This window comes from Paenibacillus sp. PvP094 (genome assembly GCF_040546835.1).
Taxonomy (GTDB): Bacteria; Bacillota; Bacilli; order Paenibacillales; family Paenibacillaceae; genus Paenibacillus; species Paenibacillus illinoisensis.
The window spans coordinates 3,768,220-3,782,826 of the sequence record NZ_JBEPOM010000001.1; the positions used below are offsets into that span (position 1 = coordinate 3,768,220).

14 protein-coding genes are annotated in these 14,607 nt (G+C 45.8%); 11 read left to right on the forward strand and 3 right to left on the reverse strand.

Translation table 11 applies throughout. The features are described from left to right. Nucleotides 1-100 precede the first annotated feature (100 nt). Nucleotides 101-694: a GNAT family N-acetyltransferase gene (locus ABIC22_RS17345; protein ID WP_354482663.1), complete on the forward strand. Its 594-nt coding sequence runs from the start codon at nucleotides 101-103 to the stop codon at nucleotides 692-694. A 32-nt stretch (nucleotides 695-726) separates the two neighbouring features. On the opposite strand, the gene ABIC22_RS17350 is transcribed toward ABIC22_RS17345, so the two are convergent. Next, the gene (locus ABIC22_RS17350) at nucleotides 727-1,569 is read right to left on the reverse strand and encodes an alpha/beta hydrolase (RefSeq protein WP_354482665.1); all 843 of its coding nucleotides are present in this window, start codon (nucleotides 1,567-1,569) and stop codon (nucleotides 727-729) included. Nucleotides 1,570-1,622: 53 nt separating this feature from the next. Then, nucleotides 1,623-2,045 (reverse strand): MarR family winged helix-turn-helix transcriptional regulator, encoded by a 423-nt coding sequence (locus ABIC22_RS17355; protein WP_127537676.1) that lies wholly within the window; start codon nucleotides 2,043-2,045, stop codon nucleotides 1,623-1,625. 155 nt (nucleotides 2,046-2,200) lie between these two features. On the opposite strand from ABIC22_RS17355, the gene ABIC22_RS17360 reads away from it, so the two are divergent. The 6 genes from ABIC22_RS17360 (at nucleotide 2,201) to ABIC22_RS17385 (ending at nucleotide 7,846) form a co-directional block, all read left to right on the forward strand. Beyond that, nucleotides 2,201-3,310, forward strand: a complete 1,110-nt coding sequence (locus tag ABIC22_RS17360) for a FecCD family ABC transporter permease (RefSeq protein WP_154896944.1) — start codon at nucleotides 2,201-2,203, stop codon at nucleotides 3,308-3,310. Between the two features lie 3 nt (nucleotides 3,311-3,313). Next, on the forward strand, nucleotides 3,314-4,081 hold the full coding sequence (locus ABIC22_RS17365) for an ABC transporter ATP-binding protein (protein ID WP_095359561.1): 768 nt from the start codon (nucleotides 3,314-3,316) through the stop codon (nucleotides 4,079-4,081). A gap of 273 nt (nucleotides 4,082-4,354) precedes the next feature. Beyond that, entirely contained in the window at nucleotides 4,355-4,720 is a 366-nt protein-coding gene (locus tag ABIC22_RS17370; RefSeq protein ID WP_154896943.1) for a hypothetical protein, read from the forward strand. Between the two features lie 103 nt (nucleotides 4,721-4,823). After that, entirely contained in the window at nucleotides 4,824-5,486 is a 663-nt protein-coding gene (gene rnhA / locus ABIC22_RS17375) for a ribonuclease H (protein WP_095289769.1), read from the forward strand. A gap of 201 nt (nucleotides 5,487-5,687) precedes the next feature. After that, the gene (locus ABIC22_RS17380) at nucleotides 5,688-6,557 is read left to right on the forward strand and encodes an alpha/beta fold hydrolase (RefSeq protein ID WP_127537680.1); all 870 of its coding nucleotides are present in this window, start codon (nucleotides 5,688-5,690) and stop codon (nucleotides 6,555-6,557) included. Between the two features lie 299 nt (nucleotides 6,558-6,856). Then, nucleotides 6,857-7,846 (forward strand): serine/threonine protein kinase, encoded by a 990-nt coding sequence (locus ABIC22_RS17385; RefSeq protein ID WP_354482672.1) that lies wholly within the window; start codon nucleotides 6,857-6,859, stop codon nucleotides 7,844-7,846. A gap of 148 nt (nucleotides 7,847-7,994) precedes the next feature. Here ABIC22_RS17385 and ABIC22_RS17390 read toward each other — a convergent pair whose 3' ends face one another. Next, complete coding sequence (locus tag ABIC22_RS17390) at nucleotides 7,995-10,061, reverse strand: vWA domain-containing protein (protein ID WP_354482675.1); 2,067 nt, start codon at nucleotides 10,059-10,061, stop codon at nucleotides 7,995-7,997. Nucleotides 10,062-10,640: 579 nt separating this feature from the next. Between ABIC22_RS17390 and ABIC22_RS17395 the strand changes: the two genes are divergently transcribed. The 4 genes from ABIC22_RS17395 to ABIC22_RS17410 all read left to right on the forward strand — a co-directional run bounded on the left by ABIC22_RS17395 (nucleotide 10,641) and on the right by ABIC22_RS17410 (nucleotide 14,602). Further along, entirely contained in the window at nucleotides 10,641-12,809 is a 2,169-nt protein-coding gene (locus ABIC22_RS17395) for a transcriptional regulator (protein WP_127537682.1), read from the forward strand. A gap of 185 nt (nucleotides 12,810-12,994) precedes the next feature. After that, on the forward strand, nucleotides 12,995-13,420 hold the full coding sequence (locus ABIC22_RS17400; RefSeq protein ID WP_127537683.1) for a membrane-associated protease 1: 426 nt from the start codon (nucleotides 12,995-12,997) through the stop codon (nucleotides 13,418-13,420). Between the two features lie 126 nt (nucleotides 13,421-13,546). Further along, nucleotides 13,547-14,008 carry a J domain-containing protein gene (locus ABIC22_RS17405; protein WP_127537684.1) on the forward strand — a complete coding sequence of 154 codons (462 nt, stop codon included), beginning with the start codon at nucleotides 13,547-13,549 and terminating at the stop codon, nucleotides 14,006-14,008. A gap of 42 nt (nucleotides 14,009-14,050) precedes the next feature. Continuing rightward, nucleotides 14,051-14,602 carry an FHA domain-containing protein gene (locus tag ABIC22_RS17410; protein WP_127537685.1) on the forward strand — a complete coding sequence of 184 codons (552 nt, stop codon included), beginning with the start codon at nucleotides 14,051-14,053 and terminating at the stop codon, nucleotides 14,600-14,602. Nucleotides 14,603-14,607: the final 5 nt, after the last annotated feature.

Below are 14,607 nucleotides of genomic sequence, written 5' to 3' on the forward strand. Positions count from 1 at the left end.
CTGCCCAGTAAAAAACGTTTTGCACCAAAAGGAGTCTGTACCGATAGCACATTAATCTGTAATATGTTTTATATAAACTAGATGGAGGTGGACAGTGATCATGCAAGAAAAAGATGTTGTTCTTGAAGGGAAAAGGGTAACTCTTGTACCTATGGAAAACAGCCACAAGGTGGAATTAATTCGTGTCTTATTCACTCCAGAAGTGTGGGAATTCACTTGGCGAACAATCCATACACCTGAAGAACTTGATCAAGTACTGACGCTTGCACTGGACAATAAAGAGAAGGGATCACAGCTTCCCTTCACTATTGTGGATCAAGCGACAGGAGACATCATCGGAACTACCCGAATAGGCGATCTTGACATTGGGAACCGAAATGCTGAGATAGGATGGACCTGGCTTGCACCTGACTATTGGCGGACGGGAGTAAATACAGAGTGTAAATATCTTTTGCTGCAATATTGCTTTGAAGAACTGAATTTAATGCGGGTGCAGTTCTCCGTAAGCGGACAAAATGTCCGATCGCAAGGAGCCATTGAACGATTCGGAGCCAAGAAAGAAGGCATATTCCGTAAGCACAGAATAAAGGCGGACGGTTCGGTTCATGATAATATTTTTTACAGCATCATAGACAGTGAATGGGCAGATGTAAAAGAGAAACTTTTGTATTTATTATCCAAAACATATACATAATCACTAATGCGGCGAACGATATTTCGCCAATGTTAACTGGAGAAATCACTCTTTCTCCGCTGAAGCCAATCCAGGATAATCTCGACTGCTTCAATATACCTCTGACCTACGAGCAAACCGGTATGTGTCGTGTGCCATAGTCCGGCATATTCCGCACGAAGCTGCTCTGCGGTTAATCTGCCTCGCTGCTCCTCTTCCTCACTGGATACGGCTTTGATAACAAGACTAGGACATGTAATGGACTCACCATTAATGGATACCACGTCCTCACCACCAAAGAACGCGGAGAATGTGCTGAAGGCCTGCGATGATTCCATGGCCAAATATTTGTGCTGAAAAGCAATGTCCTCTGCCGATTCATCTATGCTGGTCAGCTCATGATGAACGGGTGCAGGAACGACGAGACCAGGCGTTATGCGATCCACTTCAGCATATGGCACGGAGCGAAGAACCTCCTGGCTCAGACTGGAATCGATCACGACCAACCCGCGCAGGGGAGAGCTTTCTGCAAGCTTTTGACTAAGAATGCCACCCATGCTGAATCCGATGAGGATAGGCGGCTCCCCGCACTCGGTAATGATTTCCTGAATATCCACCAGGTAATCCTCAAAGGTCACCCGGGTCATGTCCTGCACCCTGCTCTTGTAGTGACTTCTTAGATTCATCACATAACAGGTCCAGCCCTGTTGAACGAAATGAGGGATGTATTTACTCCACATCCAGCTGCCTGTATAGGCACCGTGAACGAATAGGAGAGGGGGTCTGTGATTACTTCTCCCTTGAATTTCATCTCCCTCAAAGATCTCCAGATACAAATCCTGTTCCCCAATGTATTGTACGGTATGGTCAGGCAGGGACTTGGTGTAGTCCTTCATGTATAATTCCTCCTTCAATTTAGTTTTATATCAAACTATTAATCCAAAAAAAATTAGAAGTTGCTGTGAATTTTCATCAAAATCCGAAGCAGTTCCTCTTTCTCTGTTTCTGTGATATCCGCGTAAAAGACATTCAGCAGGTTCTGAGAGATCTCTTCAAAGACGGGCTTGAGATCCTGGCCTTTAGATGTCAGTGCTACATGAACAACGCGCGTATCTTCGTCACTTCTCTCCTTGATGACGTATCCCATGCGAACCAGCTTGTCGACAAGTGCTGTGACGGTAGATTTGTCCTTGCCAATTTTTTTGGCGATCTCCGCCATGGTCATTTGAGGCCGGTGATACAGAGCATAGATAATGTCGCCATGCGAAGTCGCAATATCCTGAACCCCATGCTTGGTCATCTCGGATACGATAAAACGATTGGAACTCTCTTTAATTTTGGATATAAGTGATATGGCATCTCTTGTTTTCATAATCCCAATATAGTTTTATATCAAACCATTGTCAAGAGGGTAGTTATGTTTTAAAATTGACAAAGATAATCATTCTCAATTATAATCCGATCAAAAGCGTTGTACATAGCTAAATTTTTTGATCTTACATTTTCGTGGAAGTGATGGGGGAAGAAATGGCACAAACAGTTCAGATGCAGACGCAGCACGTGGGTAAACCCAAGTCTTTGATTCACAGCAAAACCGGTTTCGCATTACTTCTTGCAGCACTTGTGGTATTCATGCTTGTATCGGTGGGGATAGCGGTATCCATAGGTCAGGTGCATATTCCGCTGGCCGAGTCCTATCGGATTCTTCTCTACAAAATAACGGGCTTTCAGCTTGGAGCTGCGCCGATTGAATCGGGTTCCTTTACCGATATCATCTGGCAAATTCGTTTTCCGCGCGTATTAATGGCCATGTTTATCGGGGCAGGTCTGGCGCTCTGTGGTGCCGTCATGCAGGCTGCTGTGCAGAATCCACTCGCTGATCCTTACATACTAGGTATATCCTCAGGAGCTTCACTCGGAGCAACGTTTGCGATTTTGATCGGATTCGGTTCCATTAGCTGGTTAGGTCAAACGGGTGTGGCCTTTTGGGCCTTTGCTGGTGCCATGGGTGCATCCTTGCTGGTACTTACGCTTGCAGGGATCCGGGGCAAAATGACATCCGTCAAGCTGGTACTTGCCGGGATGGTCATTAACGCACTATGCAGTGCGTTCTCGAACTTTATTATTTACTTTGCAAACAATGCAGAAGGCATTCGAACCGTCACATTCTGGACGATGGGCAGCCTGGCAGCTTCGGGCTGGAACAAGCTCCCGCTGATCAGTATTGTCGTTCTGGTAGCGATTCTGTTCTTCCTGCTGCAATCCCGTGTGCTTAATACGATGCTGCTCGGGGATGAAGCGGCTGTGACGCTGGGCATTAATCTTAGTGTATATCGCAGATTGTACATGCTCTTAACGGCACTTGTAACGGGGGTTATGGTATCGAGCTGCGGAATGATCGGTTTTGTGGGACTCATTATTCCACATATCGTAAGAGGTATGGTTGGCTCAGACCATCGCAAAGTCATGCCCGTGTCGGTATTATTCGGGGCCATTTTCCTCATTTGGACGGATGTTATCGCAAGATCTCTGATATCCAGCGTTGAACTGCCGATTGGGATTATTACGGCTATGATTGGTGCACCGATGTTTATGTATATGCTGGTCAAAAAAGGCTACGGTTTTGGAGGAAAATAAACCATGAAACTGAACGTAGAAAATGTATCCATATCAGTGCTGAATACGGACATCATCCGAAACATTTCGTTACAGGTAAACGACAAGCAATTTGTTGGAATCATTGGACCGAACGGTTGCGGCAAGTCAACGCTGCTCAAGAGCATCTACAAAGTGATCAAGCCACAGCAGGGAAGCGTATTACTCGGCGATAAGGACATTCTGAAATCCAGTCCGAAGATCGTATCCCGGCATATGGGTGTTGTGGGGCAGTTCAACGAACTGAGCTTTGATTTTACGGTGCGTGAGATGGTCATGATGGGCCGGACACCACACAAAAAGCTGCTGGAAACCGATAATCAGCAGGATGCCCGGATTGTGGAGCAGGCGCTTGAAAAGGTACATCTGTCCGGACATGCGGATCGCAATTATGTGTCTTTGTCCGGTGGAGAGAAGCAGCGTGTCATCCTGGCCCGTGTACTGGCGCAGCAGCCTGAATTTCTCATTTTGGACGAGCCGACCAATCATCTGGACATCAAATACCAGCTCCAAATTCTCAATATTGTCCGTGGGTTGGACATTGGCATACTGGCAGCACTCCATGATCTCGAACTGGCAGCAGAATATTGTGATTACCTGTATGTGGTCAAGCGGGGACAGATCGTGGTTCACGGTAAGCCTGCAGATATTTTGACACGTGAGATGATTGGGGAAGTGTTTGAGGTAGATTGCGAAATTTACGAAAACCCGGTTACGGGTGGATTGGGTATAGCCTATCTAAGTACACGTTAATGCAAAAAAAATAAAACTAGAGTAGATCCACAGATGAGTCGAGAATAACAGACCGTATTCTGCAAGAGCAATGTTGTGTTGCTGGCAGGAACGGTCTTTTTTGTGGAGCAGCGAGAATGGATGAATTATACAGTTAATTGGTGATTCGCTGACGGTGGGGAAAATAGTCCCAAAAACAAAAGGACCATTATACTACGTTCCAAATGTGGAAAACGACCGATGTTATTAAGGAGGTTCCTTTCTGCTAACAAACGAGGAGTGATACAACGTACGATGCATACGAAGATAATACAGGAACTTCTTTCCCAAGAAGATTCCGAAGAGGCGATACCAGATGATAGAGCCGTCGAGCCTTTGATTCAAGCTATCATGGACCCCAGAACATCAGGAAGCAGGGGAACATTCTTATACGCTCTTGAACGTTTGGATTACATATTACATATAGAGCACATCATTCCGTTTATTGGTGATACCAGTCTGGAAGTGTGTGCACAATCATTTATGCTGTTGGAGCAGCTAAAGGATAAGCTATCCGACGAGCAAATACTTACATGTGAGCAAGTCATTGAGCAACAAATCAGACATAATGAAAGAAAGCTTCTGGTCGTAGCCCTGGACATGGTGCGGAGCTGGAAATAAGGGTGACGGTGAACTGAACGATTGTCTATCGAGTGCTTTCATTCACCCCTTCCTTTCGTTTACAATAGGGTATTGATTGCAGCAAACGAAGGAGCGGGTAACGATGGCAAAACAGAAATACTATGTCGTCTGGGAAGGCAAGAAACCAGGTGTGTATAACACGTGGGCGGAATGCAAAGCACAGACGGATCATTTTACCGGAGCAAAATATAAATCATACGAATCCAGATCAGCAGCCGAAGAAGCATATCGTGCCGGGTGGAAAGGGAACTGGGGGACGGGCTCGAGTGGAGCAGGTGGTTCTTCCAAAAGCAAATCGGTCAGCAGCGGCAGAAGCGCTGGGATGGAGACATCGGAGGAAGTGGACTATGACAGTATTTCGGTTGACGTGGGCACACGCGGAAATCCGGGACCTGTAGAATATAAAGGTGTGGATACGCGCACGGGAGAGATTATTTTCTCCGTAGGACCGATTTCCAAGGGAACGAACAACTTGGGTGAGTTTTTGGCTATCGTCCATGCCTTGGCGCATCTCAAAAAAGAAGGAAGCAACAAGACCGTGTATACCGACTCGGTGAATGCCATGAAGTGGCTGAAGCAAAAGAAAGTATCCACCACGCTAGCTCGGGATAACTCAACGGAGGAGATCTGGCTCATGATAGACCGTGCGGAGCAATGGCTGCGTACGAATACGTACAGCAATAAAGTGTTGAAATGGCAGACGAAACAGTGGGGCGAAATCAAGGCAGATTACGGGCGAAAATAAGCAAAGATCCTGTACGTATGTTCCATTATATGTAGTCTATTAGAAACGATATTTACAATTTCCAGTTTCCATTCTATAATCATCTGAATATGATAAGTTACACATATGGAGGAGCCTGTCATCTGCAGGCCCTCTTTATCTTTTTGGTCCATCCCTTTTTCGTCAAATTATAGGGTAGAGTACACATTGCAGGAGGCAGACATGAGTTCCATTTATAGAAGTGAAGAAGGCAAGAACAGTATTCTGGAGGATTATGAAGCCTATCTGGAAAATCTGGGCGAGGGCGTTGAGCGGGAATATGTGGAGACACGTTTTGGACAAACCCATGTATTGCTGACGGGGCCGGAGAACGGGAAACCACTGTTCATTCTCCAAGGCGGAAACTGTGTGAATCCGATGACGTTGTCGTGGTTCTCTTCTTTGTTCAAGGATTACCGAATTATTGCTCCCGATACGATCGGTCACCCCGGTTACAGTGAAGAGACACGAATCTCGGCGAGGTTTGACAGTTTGGCCTTGTGGGTTTCCGACTTGCTGGACCACTACAAGATTGAAAAAAGTGCGTTTATCGGGCCTTCTTTTGGCGGTGGAATTATCCTTAGACTGGCTACCTATATTCCGGAGCGTATTGCATGTTCCGTTTTGGTATCGCCTGCGGGACTGGCTGTGGGTTCGAAATTTAAAACAGCTCAGGACATTGTTCTTCCACTTGTGAAATACCGGATGACTTCTTCGCCATCTTCTTTGCAAAAAATTACAGGCACCATGTCATGCAACTGCATGAAGGAAATGGATAAAAATATCATGGGCAAAATTTTCAAATACGTCAGCATGGAGCAGGATAACCCTAAGCTTACGGAACGGGAAGAGCTGGTGAACTATACGTCGCCAACGCTGCTGCTGGTCGGAGAGAAGGATGTCTTTTTCCCTGGGGACAAAGTTATTGAACGAGCTCAGAAAATTATCCCGAATGTCCAAGCCGTCAAGTACGACACAGGTCATTTTCCTTCACAGGATGTGCTCATTCAGATGAACGAGGAGATTCGCCAGTTTTTACAACAAAACTATTAATATAGCACAGGCACGGGCGGATCAAAGGTTTCAAGTCCATTAAACGAATCCGCCCTATCTGTCGATAACATGATGAGATAAGTAGTTTAAGATTTAACTAAGATTTTGTAATTCTATCAGGTATAGACTAGTATGGAGTAGGGTATCGTAATTTATTTTATTATTTCCACATAAGTGTGTTTCAAATTGCTATGATTGGTTTATATAGATGGTTGGCGATGAAACGTCTGCTGATTGGGACAGAGTAATGCAACATGCGGCAAGTCTTCCGATCGACAAGGTTGAAAAGAGGGTCTGTTATGAGAAAAGACAATTACAAAATGGCACTGCAGCGCAATGTCATTCTAAATGATACATATCAGGTAAGACAGGTACTCGCCAGCAGCGAGCTGGCTATTGTATATGCTGGAAGAGACAAAAATACAGGGGCGAAGATCGCCATTAAGGAATTTTTCCCGCAGAGGCTGGCTTCGCGGCATTCGGACAAGCGGGGAGTGTACTGTTCTTCGCGTGGATTCGGCGGGCAGTATCAGGAGCTGCTTGCTTCTTTCATGGTAGAAGGAGAATTGTTGTCGGGTCTGAGTCATCCTCATATTATTCCATACATAGATCATTTCGAGGAAAATGGCACAGGGTATCTGATTACGGAATACTGCAGCGGGATTACGCTGAACGAGTTTTTGCATGAGAACGATCATGCACTGGACCCTGCATTTATTCAAGGGACCCTGCTTCCCCTGGTAGACACATTGGACTACATTCATAAGCAAGGCATTCTTCATAGGGATGTGAAACCTTCCAACATTATGATTATGGAGGACGGGACGCCGATGCTGCTGGATTTCGGTTCGGCTGCCCGCTGGCCGATGCAATCTGGGGACAAACAGGCGATTTTTACATCTTCGGGATATTCGCCGCTTGAATTTTATTCGGAGAAATCCATCCAGGGGCCGATGTCAGATATCTATAGTCTGTCAGCTCTACTGCATTACTGGACATGCGGGCAGCCTCCATTGGACGTGAAGCAGCGGTTGTTTCAGGATGAATTACCATCTGTCCGCAGCCACAACACCTATGTGAATCCTTGGCTGGCACGTGTCATTCACTGGGGCCTGACGGTCCGCTCCGAGAAACGCTGTGCCTCGCTCGCCTGGGTCAGAAGATCTTTGCGGGTTCAGGCTCTGATGTGGAAATTACGCAAACCAGGCACGTTGGAATGGACACTGGTAGAGAATGAACATACTCAGGTCTATGATCTGGATCCGGGCAAAAAGCATGAGACGGCGTGATTAAGCGTTGGGCTGCATCCAGGTTCTGATGCTGGAGCTAAAAAGCTAGAACGGAAATAAGCCAGGCCTCCCGAGTAAGGGAGGCCTGGCTTATTCCTTTGATTTTGTTAAACTTCATAATTGCAGAAGAAAATTCAGACCCGACGGTTTAGCCAGTTGGCTGTTGTGAATCTTGTCGTTGTCCTACATAGATATTCGTACTCGGTTTAATGGCTTTGTAACGAATTTCAATTTCCGTGACTCCATCTTCAAACGTAATATACAACTTCTCATTGTACTCCAAAGCTTCCGTGTGTTTACGCTTTACTGGTGTTCTGCCGCGGACAACCGTGCAGTTCGTGTCATGCCGCACCAATAACGTTTCTTTCTTCCCGGCCTCCAGCCAGATTCGTCCTGACTCCGGAACTTTTACCCCGATGTCCATCCGATCGAACAGTTCACTTAGACTCACTTTTCGGCGATCCAAGGAAGTAAGTGGCCAATGTGTCACCGGGATGTCTTCCCCGTTCGCTGTAGCCAGAAAGTAACCTTCCAGTCTGCCACGGAATACTGGTTTTGGTTTAAGCACGAACCAATACAGTGCGAATATGCCTCCAGCTGCAAGCAGGCCCAGCCCCGTATACATGAGTACCTTTTCACGTAAAGAATGAATTCGCAACGAAATATCTGTAGTGGTGCTTGCGCCTTCAGAATCCGTTGCTGTCACTTTAATGCTTGAACTCCCGGTGTGAAGCGAAGACCATCGCAACAGGTTGCCTTCAATGATGGCGTCTCCGAGTTTGCGTATCTCCCCATCTTCTTCCAGAACATAAGTTAGTGGATCGTTGTTAGCATCCTTAAAATAGTTGCTCAGGTCAACATCGGTAGTGCTATCGTCTTTGGATAACACGATGGACTCTCCTGTCGCTACAGGAGCTTGGTTCGTAATGTCTACTTCAACAGGAGTAATCTCCCGATAAAAGTCCGGACCGTCGATCCGGAGTCCCCACGTGTATAGATCCGACTTGGGAAAAGTGTATTTCCCCGTAAAACCGCTGCCCGTATTGGTCAAAGGGATGCGTTCCGATTGTCCGTCAGACGGGGTTACAATGAGCTCCGCTTCCAGTCCATTATACACATTCAAGTCCTGAATCGGTTTGGGTTCCACGGCCTGATCATAGAGAGCAGCTTCAAATGTGATGCTCTTTCCCTTGACTGGCTGCTCAGTTGCCATGTTAGCAACCGCAGATACGTTGTAATTGCCAAGCAGGTTGATTTTGACCAGATCACCGCTACGTCCCTTGAATTTCAATTTGAACTGCCCTTTGACCGGACGAATGATTTTCATCAGAGCATATTTATCTGACCGGATGAAGCTGACATTGCTGGATTGATAATAGAGTTGTGCCTCCGAAACGGCATGATCAGAGAGCATGACAATATTGGCATCCGCCATACTTGAGTTAGGGATATCCACGGTTACCTCTTGCATTGCCCCGGTTGCAGTCACTGCTGCAACAGATACAAGAACGGATTGAATCTGATCTGCAAAAATACGGTTGAAAATCTCAGGTAAATCATCCGCACTTCCCGTGATAAATGAAGCACCACCCGTTTCCTGTGCAATCCGTTCCAACTCCGCAGGGTTAACAGTACCATCCCGATTTAATCCAACAGTATAGATCGGATAACCTGCTTGTTGTGCCATTTCAATGACTTTATCCACATCTTTGGAAGAGTCAGCAGGTGTTCTGCTCGTCGATCCCCGCAAATCCGTTTCACCGTCCGAGAGCAAAATCATAAACGGCTTGCGTGTGTCGGACTGGGATTGGGCAAGCAGACTGGCACCCCGCCGGAGACCAAGTCCAAGATCGGTGTATCCGGAGCGTTTCAGACCATCAACCCGGTTACGCAGATTATTGCGAGCCCCGGAGGATGAAATATCCGTCAGTGGTACGGAAGAAGTGATCTTGTCGTTATAAGCTACGAATCCCAACCGTGTCTTGGGTCCACTACTCATGTCCATAAACATATGTATAACTTCTTCGGCAATGCGATCTTTGTCGGTCTCATTCATGGAATAGCTAACATCCAGGACAAACATGGCATCGAGCCCTTCATACGCGTGGGTCTTGACAGATGATTCAGCGTACACATTTGCAATGTCCCATGCTGGAAGTGAAACACTAATCAACAATAGGATAAGCAGCATTTTTTTTAATTTAATTAATATCATGTGAGGCTACAAAACTCCTTTCTGGTTTAAACATGGCAAGCTTTTATGTGTGGTCAAACTAAAAACTATTTCTGAATCTTCATTTACTACACGATACAACGCCGTTATGCGTAGTTTTACTGAACGAATAATAATGCAACACCGCATGCGTTATGTCTTTTTACTCTTGAATAGGGGGAAAGATCCACTGATTTTAAATCATTGCACATCATCCAAATTATAGGATATTCTATATCATCGGCATGGATCGTAAGTAAATGAAGCGAATTCCAAAAATTAGTTCGATAGGTTTATAGGAGGTTATAAAATGAGCTTTTAGACCTATAGTGGGGAATATTGACAAAACATATAAATGCTGATTAAGATAAATTCCATAAATCTCCAAACAAAACGGCATATTCTGGTACATAAGATCCAGCTCTGTGTTAACAGCTCGTTCTATCGATCGTGTTATTTCTGATGGTGCTGATTCTATCAGATTAAGACCAAAGGCGGATAGAGACGTGCGGAGTGTTAAAAATTGATGGAGGGGGGAAAGCATTCGCCCAATTAAGCATTATCCTGGCGGATGTTGCCTGAATGGACATTATTAATCAAACGAATCGAACGATGCTTTTTGAAGAGATCAATCCCGAGAAGATGGATTTGATCACAATTGTTGGTGACGTAAAAGGCATCGACAGTTTGAGTGATGACAAGATCAAGGAGATTAACGAACACCTGCTTGTTCGCAGTTTTGACGAGTTCCTGGATAAGTTCTCACCGAGCGTGTATTCCTTTTTCAATGCGGTCAATCAGAAAGTCATGTATACGCTTAAGAAGCCTGAAGGTATTCCGGACGAAGCGATCTCGGAGATCAAAATCGATCATAGCAATGACTTTCTTAGAATGCTGTTCACCCTGATCGATACCAAACGCAGTCAGGGCATTACCAACGTGGATTTCAAGTTTGAAAATCTCCTGGACATGATCTCTCCGAAAAAGGTTATGGATGATATACGGCAGGTACGTAAGGAAATTCATTACATGTATGGCCAGCATGAAAAGCTGGATGACGGTGACCCGAAGAAGCTGGATATCGGGGATAAACTGAATGTCATGTTTGAAGATGCAAGCCGGAATTACAACAATGTCATGGCGATGCTGCCACTTGCCATTGAAGATATCAAAACCCGTCTGTTACTTGGCCGTGCACAGGAGGAAACTTCCTCGGAAGCCATTCAGGTTGGACAGCTCACCATTGGTGAGAGCGGAGAATTGAAAATCATTGAAGCTCCTAAGAGTGATAACAACGAGTTAATGCTACTCGATGAAGCGACAAGTACCGATCTGACTCAGGTGTTTGCTGAAGATTATGACTCACTTTCCGAGGCGCCCTCGCCGTATGTACAGGATCTGGTTGTACGAACCTTCTGCCCGCTTCCAGCGGTTCAGACGGAGGTAGATACTGCGGTTGAAGTACAGAATTACAATACATACCTGGAGTTTTACAAAAACGCCAAGGATGATTTTGTGAAAACCGTAAAACCGTTGGTTGAGAAAATTCTGGGTGTCAAAATGTTCTTTGACCAGTATGCGACCAAAAACAAAGGCATGCTACCTTCCATGCTGATTGCCAATGCCAAGCTGGATATGCTTGTCAAGAGCAGTAACATTCCGCGGCTGGAGACATACCTCAATACAGTCAATGCGAAGAATGATTTTACCGACACGATCTGGTTCGGTATTGTTCCTTCCGTAGAACTGGAAAACACGGGTCAAGTGCAGGTCAGCCGTGCCCGCTTCCGCGGTAATGAGAAAGTGGTTAAACAAGACGGGAACAGCATGGAATCTCTGACTATGCTCTTGCAAGTCGTTAAGGATTATAAAGTGCAGGTATTCTTCAGCTTTGAGTCCGGGGAAGAGACCACATTCAGCAGCATGGCCACTGCAGGCATTGATAAATATATCGATAAATGTTCGGTATTGACCCGCAAGGAATACAGCGAATTCGCGATTCCGAGTGCTCCGAATTTCACAATTATTCCGAAGGAGAAATCCGGTGTCATCATCGACAGCCGTATGCTCCAGACAGAGAATGGTGTGGAACTTTCCAAGGAGAAGGAAGATATCCTGAAATTGTGGATTGAAGGCGTGTATGTGGGCGCGTCATATGTATCTGCGGGTATTGTCGCTGCGTATCAGTGTCCGGAATACCTGAGAGGGGCTTTCAAAAGCGTGAACCGTGATTATCCGGGAGTACGTTTTGACATTGAGGCAGGAGACAACAGCCTGCGTGTGGTTACGACGATGACCAAAGAAATTTCCGGATTTACGAACACAATCAAGGATTCGATCAACCGGAAAAACTTTGGATTTATTTTCTCGTCGGAAAATGCCCAAATCCAGGATAGTGACATCAAGCGGATTACCGTGTACAAAGCGAGAAGCATGGCCATGTCCGAAGATGGTTTCGATTCCCTGTACAAAACACTAGTCAGTACTTACATCGAGCGCTTGCTCCGTTTCCAAACCGGTGATTTCAAGCATGAAAATATCGTCAAATTCTTCAGCAACAATCCGAGCAGTCAGAAGAGCCGGTGGCTGGGAACCCGAGGGTCGATCAATTCGATCATTCAAGAAGGCGATGATATGAGCTTTATCATCGATGAGAAGAGCAATATGTGCCACATTGACCTGATATTTAACGGAAACGTGAAAAACCTGGAGGTTATGATTACCAAAGGCACCAGTCCCGTGAAAGTGTAAGCACCTATAGCAATTACAAGTTTAAATGTTTAAATATAATTCATTAAACAACGTATTACGAACAATTTACTTTGGTGTTGGAGGCAGCCCCAGCGGCTGACCTTTATACATATATTCCGGTACCTCTCCCAAGACGGAGAGCATGCCGGACACATTTTTTCCTAATCTTAAGGAGGTTTTTATTAATGGGTTTTGTACTGAAAGTAGAAGGCGCAGAAACAATCGAATTGGGAATGGATAATATCCGCACTGTTGTATATGACACAGATACTCCAGATGATTCCAATGCAAGATCCACTGACGTGGGTGCAACACTCCGCATCAGCGGCAAAATTATTACCGCAACTGACGGCGACAATGCAGACGATACCATGAAACTTGCTTTGTGGTCTCTTGTTCCTGCTGAAAAAGCAGACTGCTATCGTAAAGTAACACTGGAAGTTATTGCAGCTGATCAAGTGGTACGTAAAGTTTACATGCCTAACGCATTTGTTGTGGATTACACTGAGCGTTTCGGCGATACCGAAGGTGTAGGTGAATTCAGCCTGTTCATCAAACAGAAAAAGGACAAAACCGAATTCACTAAAATCGAAGGCGGCTTCCCGGTATAAACGGAAGCAATGGATGTTAAGGGCCAGATATGATTGGCCTCTAGCAACTCTGTCATGTTAAGGGGCCTTGGTGCCCCTTAATCTTTATTTATGCCCGAAAACGGCAGGGAGGCAGGAACCAATACGATGAAAGATTATTATGCCGTGCTTGGGGTGAGCCGGGATGCTTCTCCGGAGCAGATCAAGAAGGCTTATCGTCAATTGGCGAAGAAATTCCACCCAGATGTCAATGGGGGAGATGCACAGGCAGAAGCTCGGTTTAAGCAAGTCCATGAGGCATACAGTACACTCGGGAATCCCGAACTTAGGGCAGCATACGATCAGCAACCCCATTCTGCAGGAAATGCAGGTCAGACGAAGGGAGCGGCATCCGGTACTGCGCGGGAAAAGAGCAGTCAGGCGAAATCGGGTGGTATGAATGCCGAAAAGATATGGTCGGATTCATCACAAATGCAGGAACAGTTTGAACAATTTTTTGGCTATCGCCCCAAAGGCAAGGAAAGTCCAAATGGTGGTAAAGCCGATCCCAATAAAGGAATGGATATGTCCGCCATGTTTGATCGATATTTCGGAGTTCGAAAAAAGTAGGCCGGTAGCCCGTAGTGGATCGTGCCGGTTCAGGCGGAGGTTATGGAAGTGAGACGAGGAAGGTCGGTATTGACGATGGGGCTTGACGCATGCGTCGCCATGATTTCGTTAGCCGTGCTGTATTACATATTTATCATTAACCGGGATATGAGTGCCCAGTGGGTTACCGGAATTATCGTGGTCCTCTCTGGAGGAGCCTATCTATATTTCAAATACATGCCAGCAACCAAGGCTGAAAAGAAGAAGTTGTCTTCACGCGTTGTGAAGCTCGTCTTGCTGGACGACGACGGTACAAGTGTGAAGGAATGGTATATTCAGGGCGAAACTAGCGTCCTGATCGGAAAAAGTTCGAAAAACAGCGAGGCGGACATTGATCTGTCCGATACCCCGTATGCTTCTCTTATCAGCTCGCAGCATGCGGTACTGAACAACGCTTCAGGCCAATGGTTTATCGAAGATATTGACTCGGCCAGTGGTGTAGGCGTACGCAAGGGGAATCAGAGCCGAGCATCCAAATTGGAAATCGAGGAACCCAGCCTGATCGAGGCAGGGGACTTAATCTATATTGCCAATACCCGAATTTTGGTGAAATAAAGTTG

Coding starts and splice junctions, on each gene's coding strand:
- ABIC22_RS17390 (WP_354482675.1), bottom strand. CDS start 10,061: ATGATATTAATTAAATTAAAAAAAATGCTGCTTATCCTATTGTTGATT.
- ABIC22_RS17350 (WP_354482665.1), bottom strand. CDS start 1,569: ATGAAGGACTACACCAAGTCCCTGCCTGACCATACCGTACAATACATT.
- ABIC22_RS17395 (WP_127537682.1), top strand. CDS start 10,641: ATGGACATTATTAATCAAACGAATCGAACGATGCTTTTTGAAGAGATC.
- ABIC22_RS17385 (WP_354482672.1), top strand. CDS start 6,857: ATGAGAAAAGACAATTACAAAATGGCACTGCAGCGCAATGTCATTCTA.
- ABIC22_RS17345 (WP_354482663.1), top strand. CDS start 101: ATGCAAGAAAAAGATGTTGTTCTTGAAGGGAAAAGGGTAACTCTTGTA.
- rnhA (WP_095289769.1), top strand. CDS start 4,824: ATGGCAAAACAGAAATACTATGTCGTCTGGGAAGGCAAGAAACCAGGT.
- ABIC22_RS17405 (WP_127537684.1), top strand. CDS start 13,547: ATGAAAGATTATTATGCCGTGCTTGGGGTGAGCCGGGATGCTTCTCCG.
- ABIC22_RS17365 (WP_095359561.1), top strand. CDS start 3,314: ATGAAACTGAACGTAGAAAATGTATCCATATCAGTGCTGAATACGGAC.
- ABIC22_RS17410 (WP_127537685.1), top strand. CDS start 14,051: ATGGAAGTGAGACGAGGAAGGTCGGTATTGACGATGGGGCTTGACGCA.
- ABIC22_RS17370 (WP_154896943.1), top strand. CDS start 4,355: ATGCATACGAAGATAATACAGGAACTTCTTTCCCAAGAAGATTCCGAA.
- ABIC22_RS17380 (WP_127537680.1), top strand. CDS start 5,688: ATGAGTTCCATTTATAGAAGTGAAGAAGGCAAGAACAGTATTCTGGAG.
- ABIC22_RS17360 (WP_154896944.1), top strand. CDS start 2,201: ATGGCACAAACAGTTCAGATGCAGACGCAGCACGTGGGTAAACCCAAG.
- ABIC22_RS17400 (WP_127537683.1), top strand. CDS start 12,995: ATGGGTTTTGTACTGAAAGTAGAAGGCGCAGAAACAATCGAATTGGGA.
- ABIC22_RS17355 (WP_127537676.1), bottom strand. CDS start 2,045: ATGAAAACAAGAGATGCCATATCACTTATATCCAAAATTAAAGAGAGT.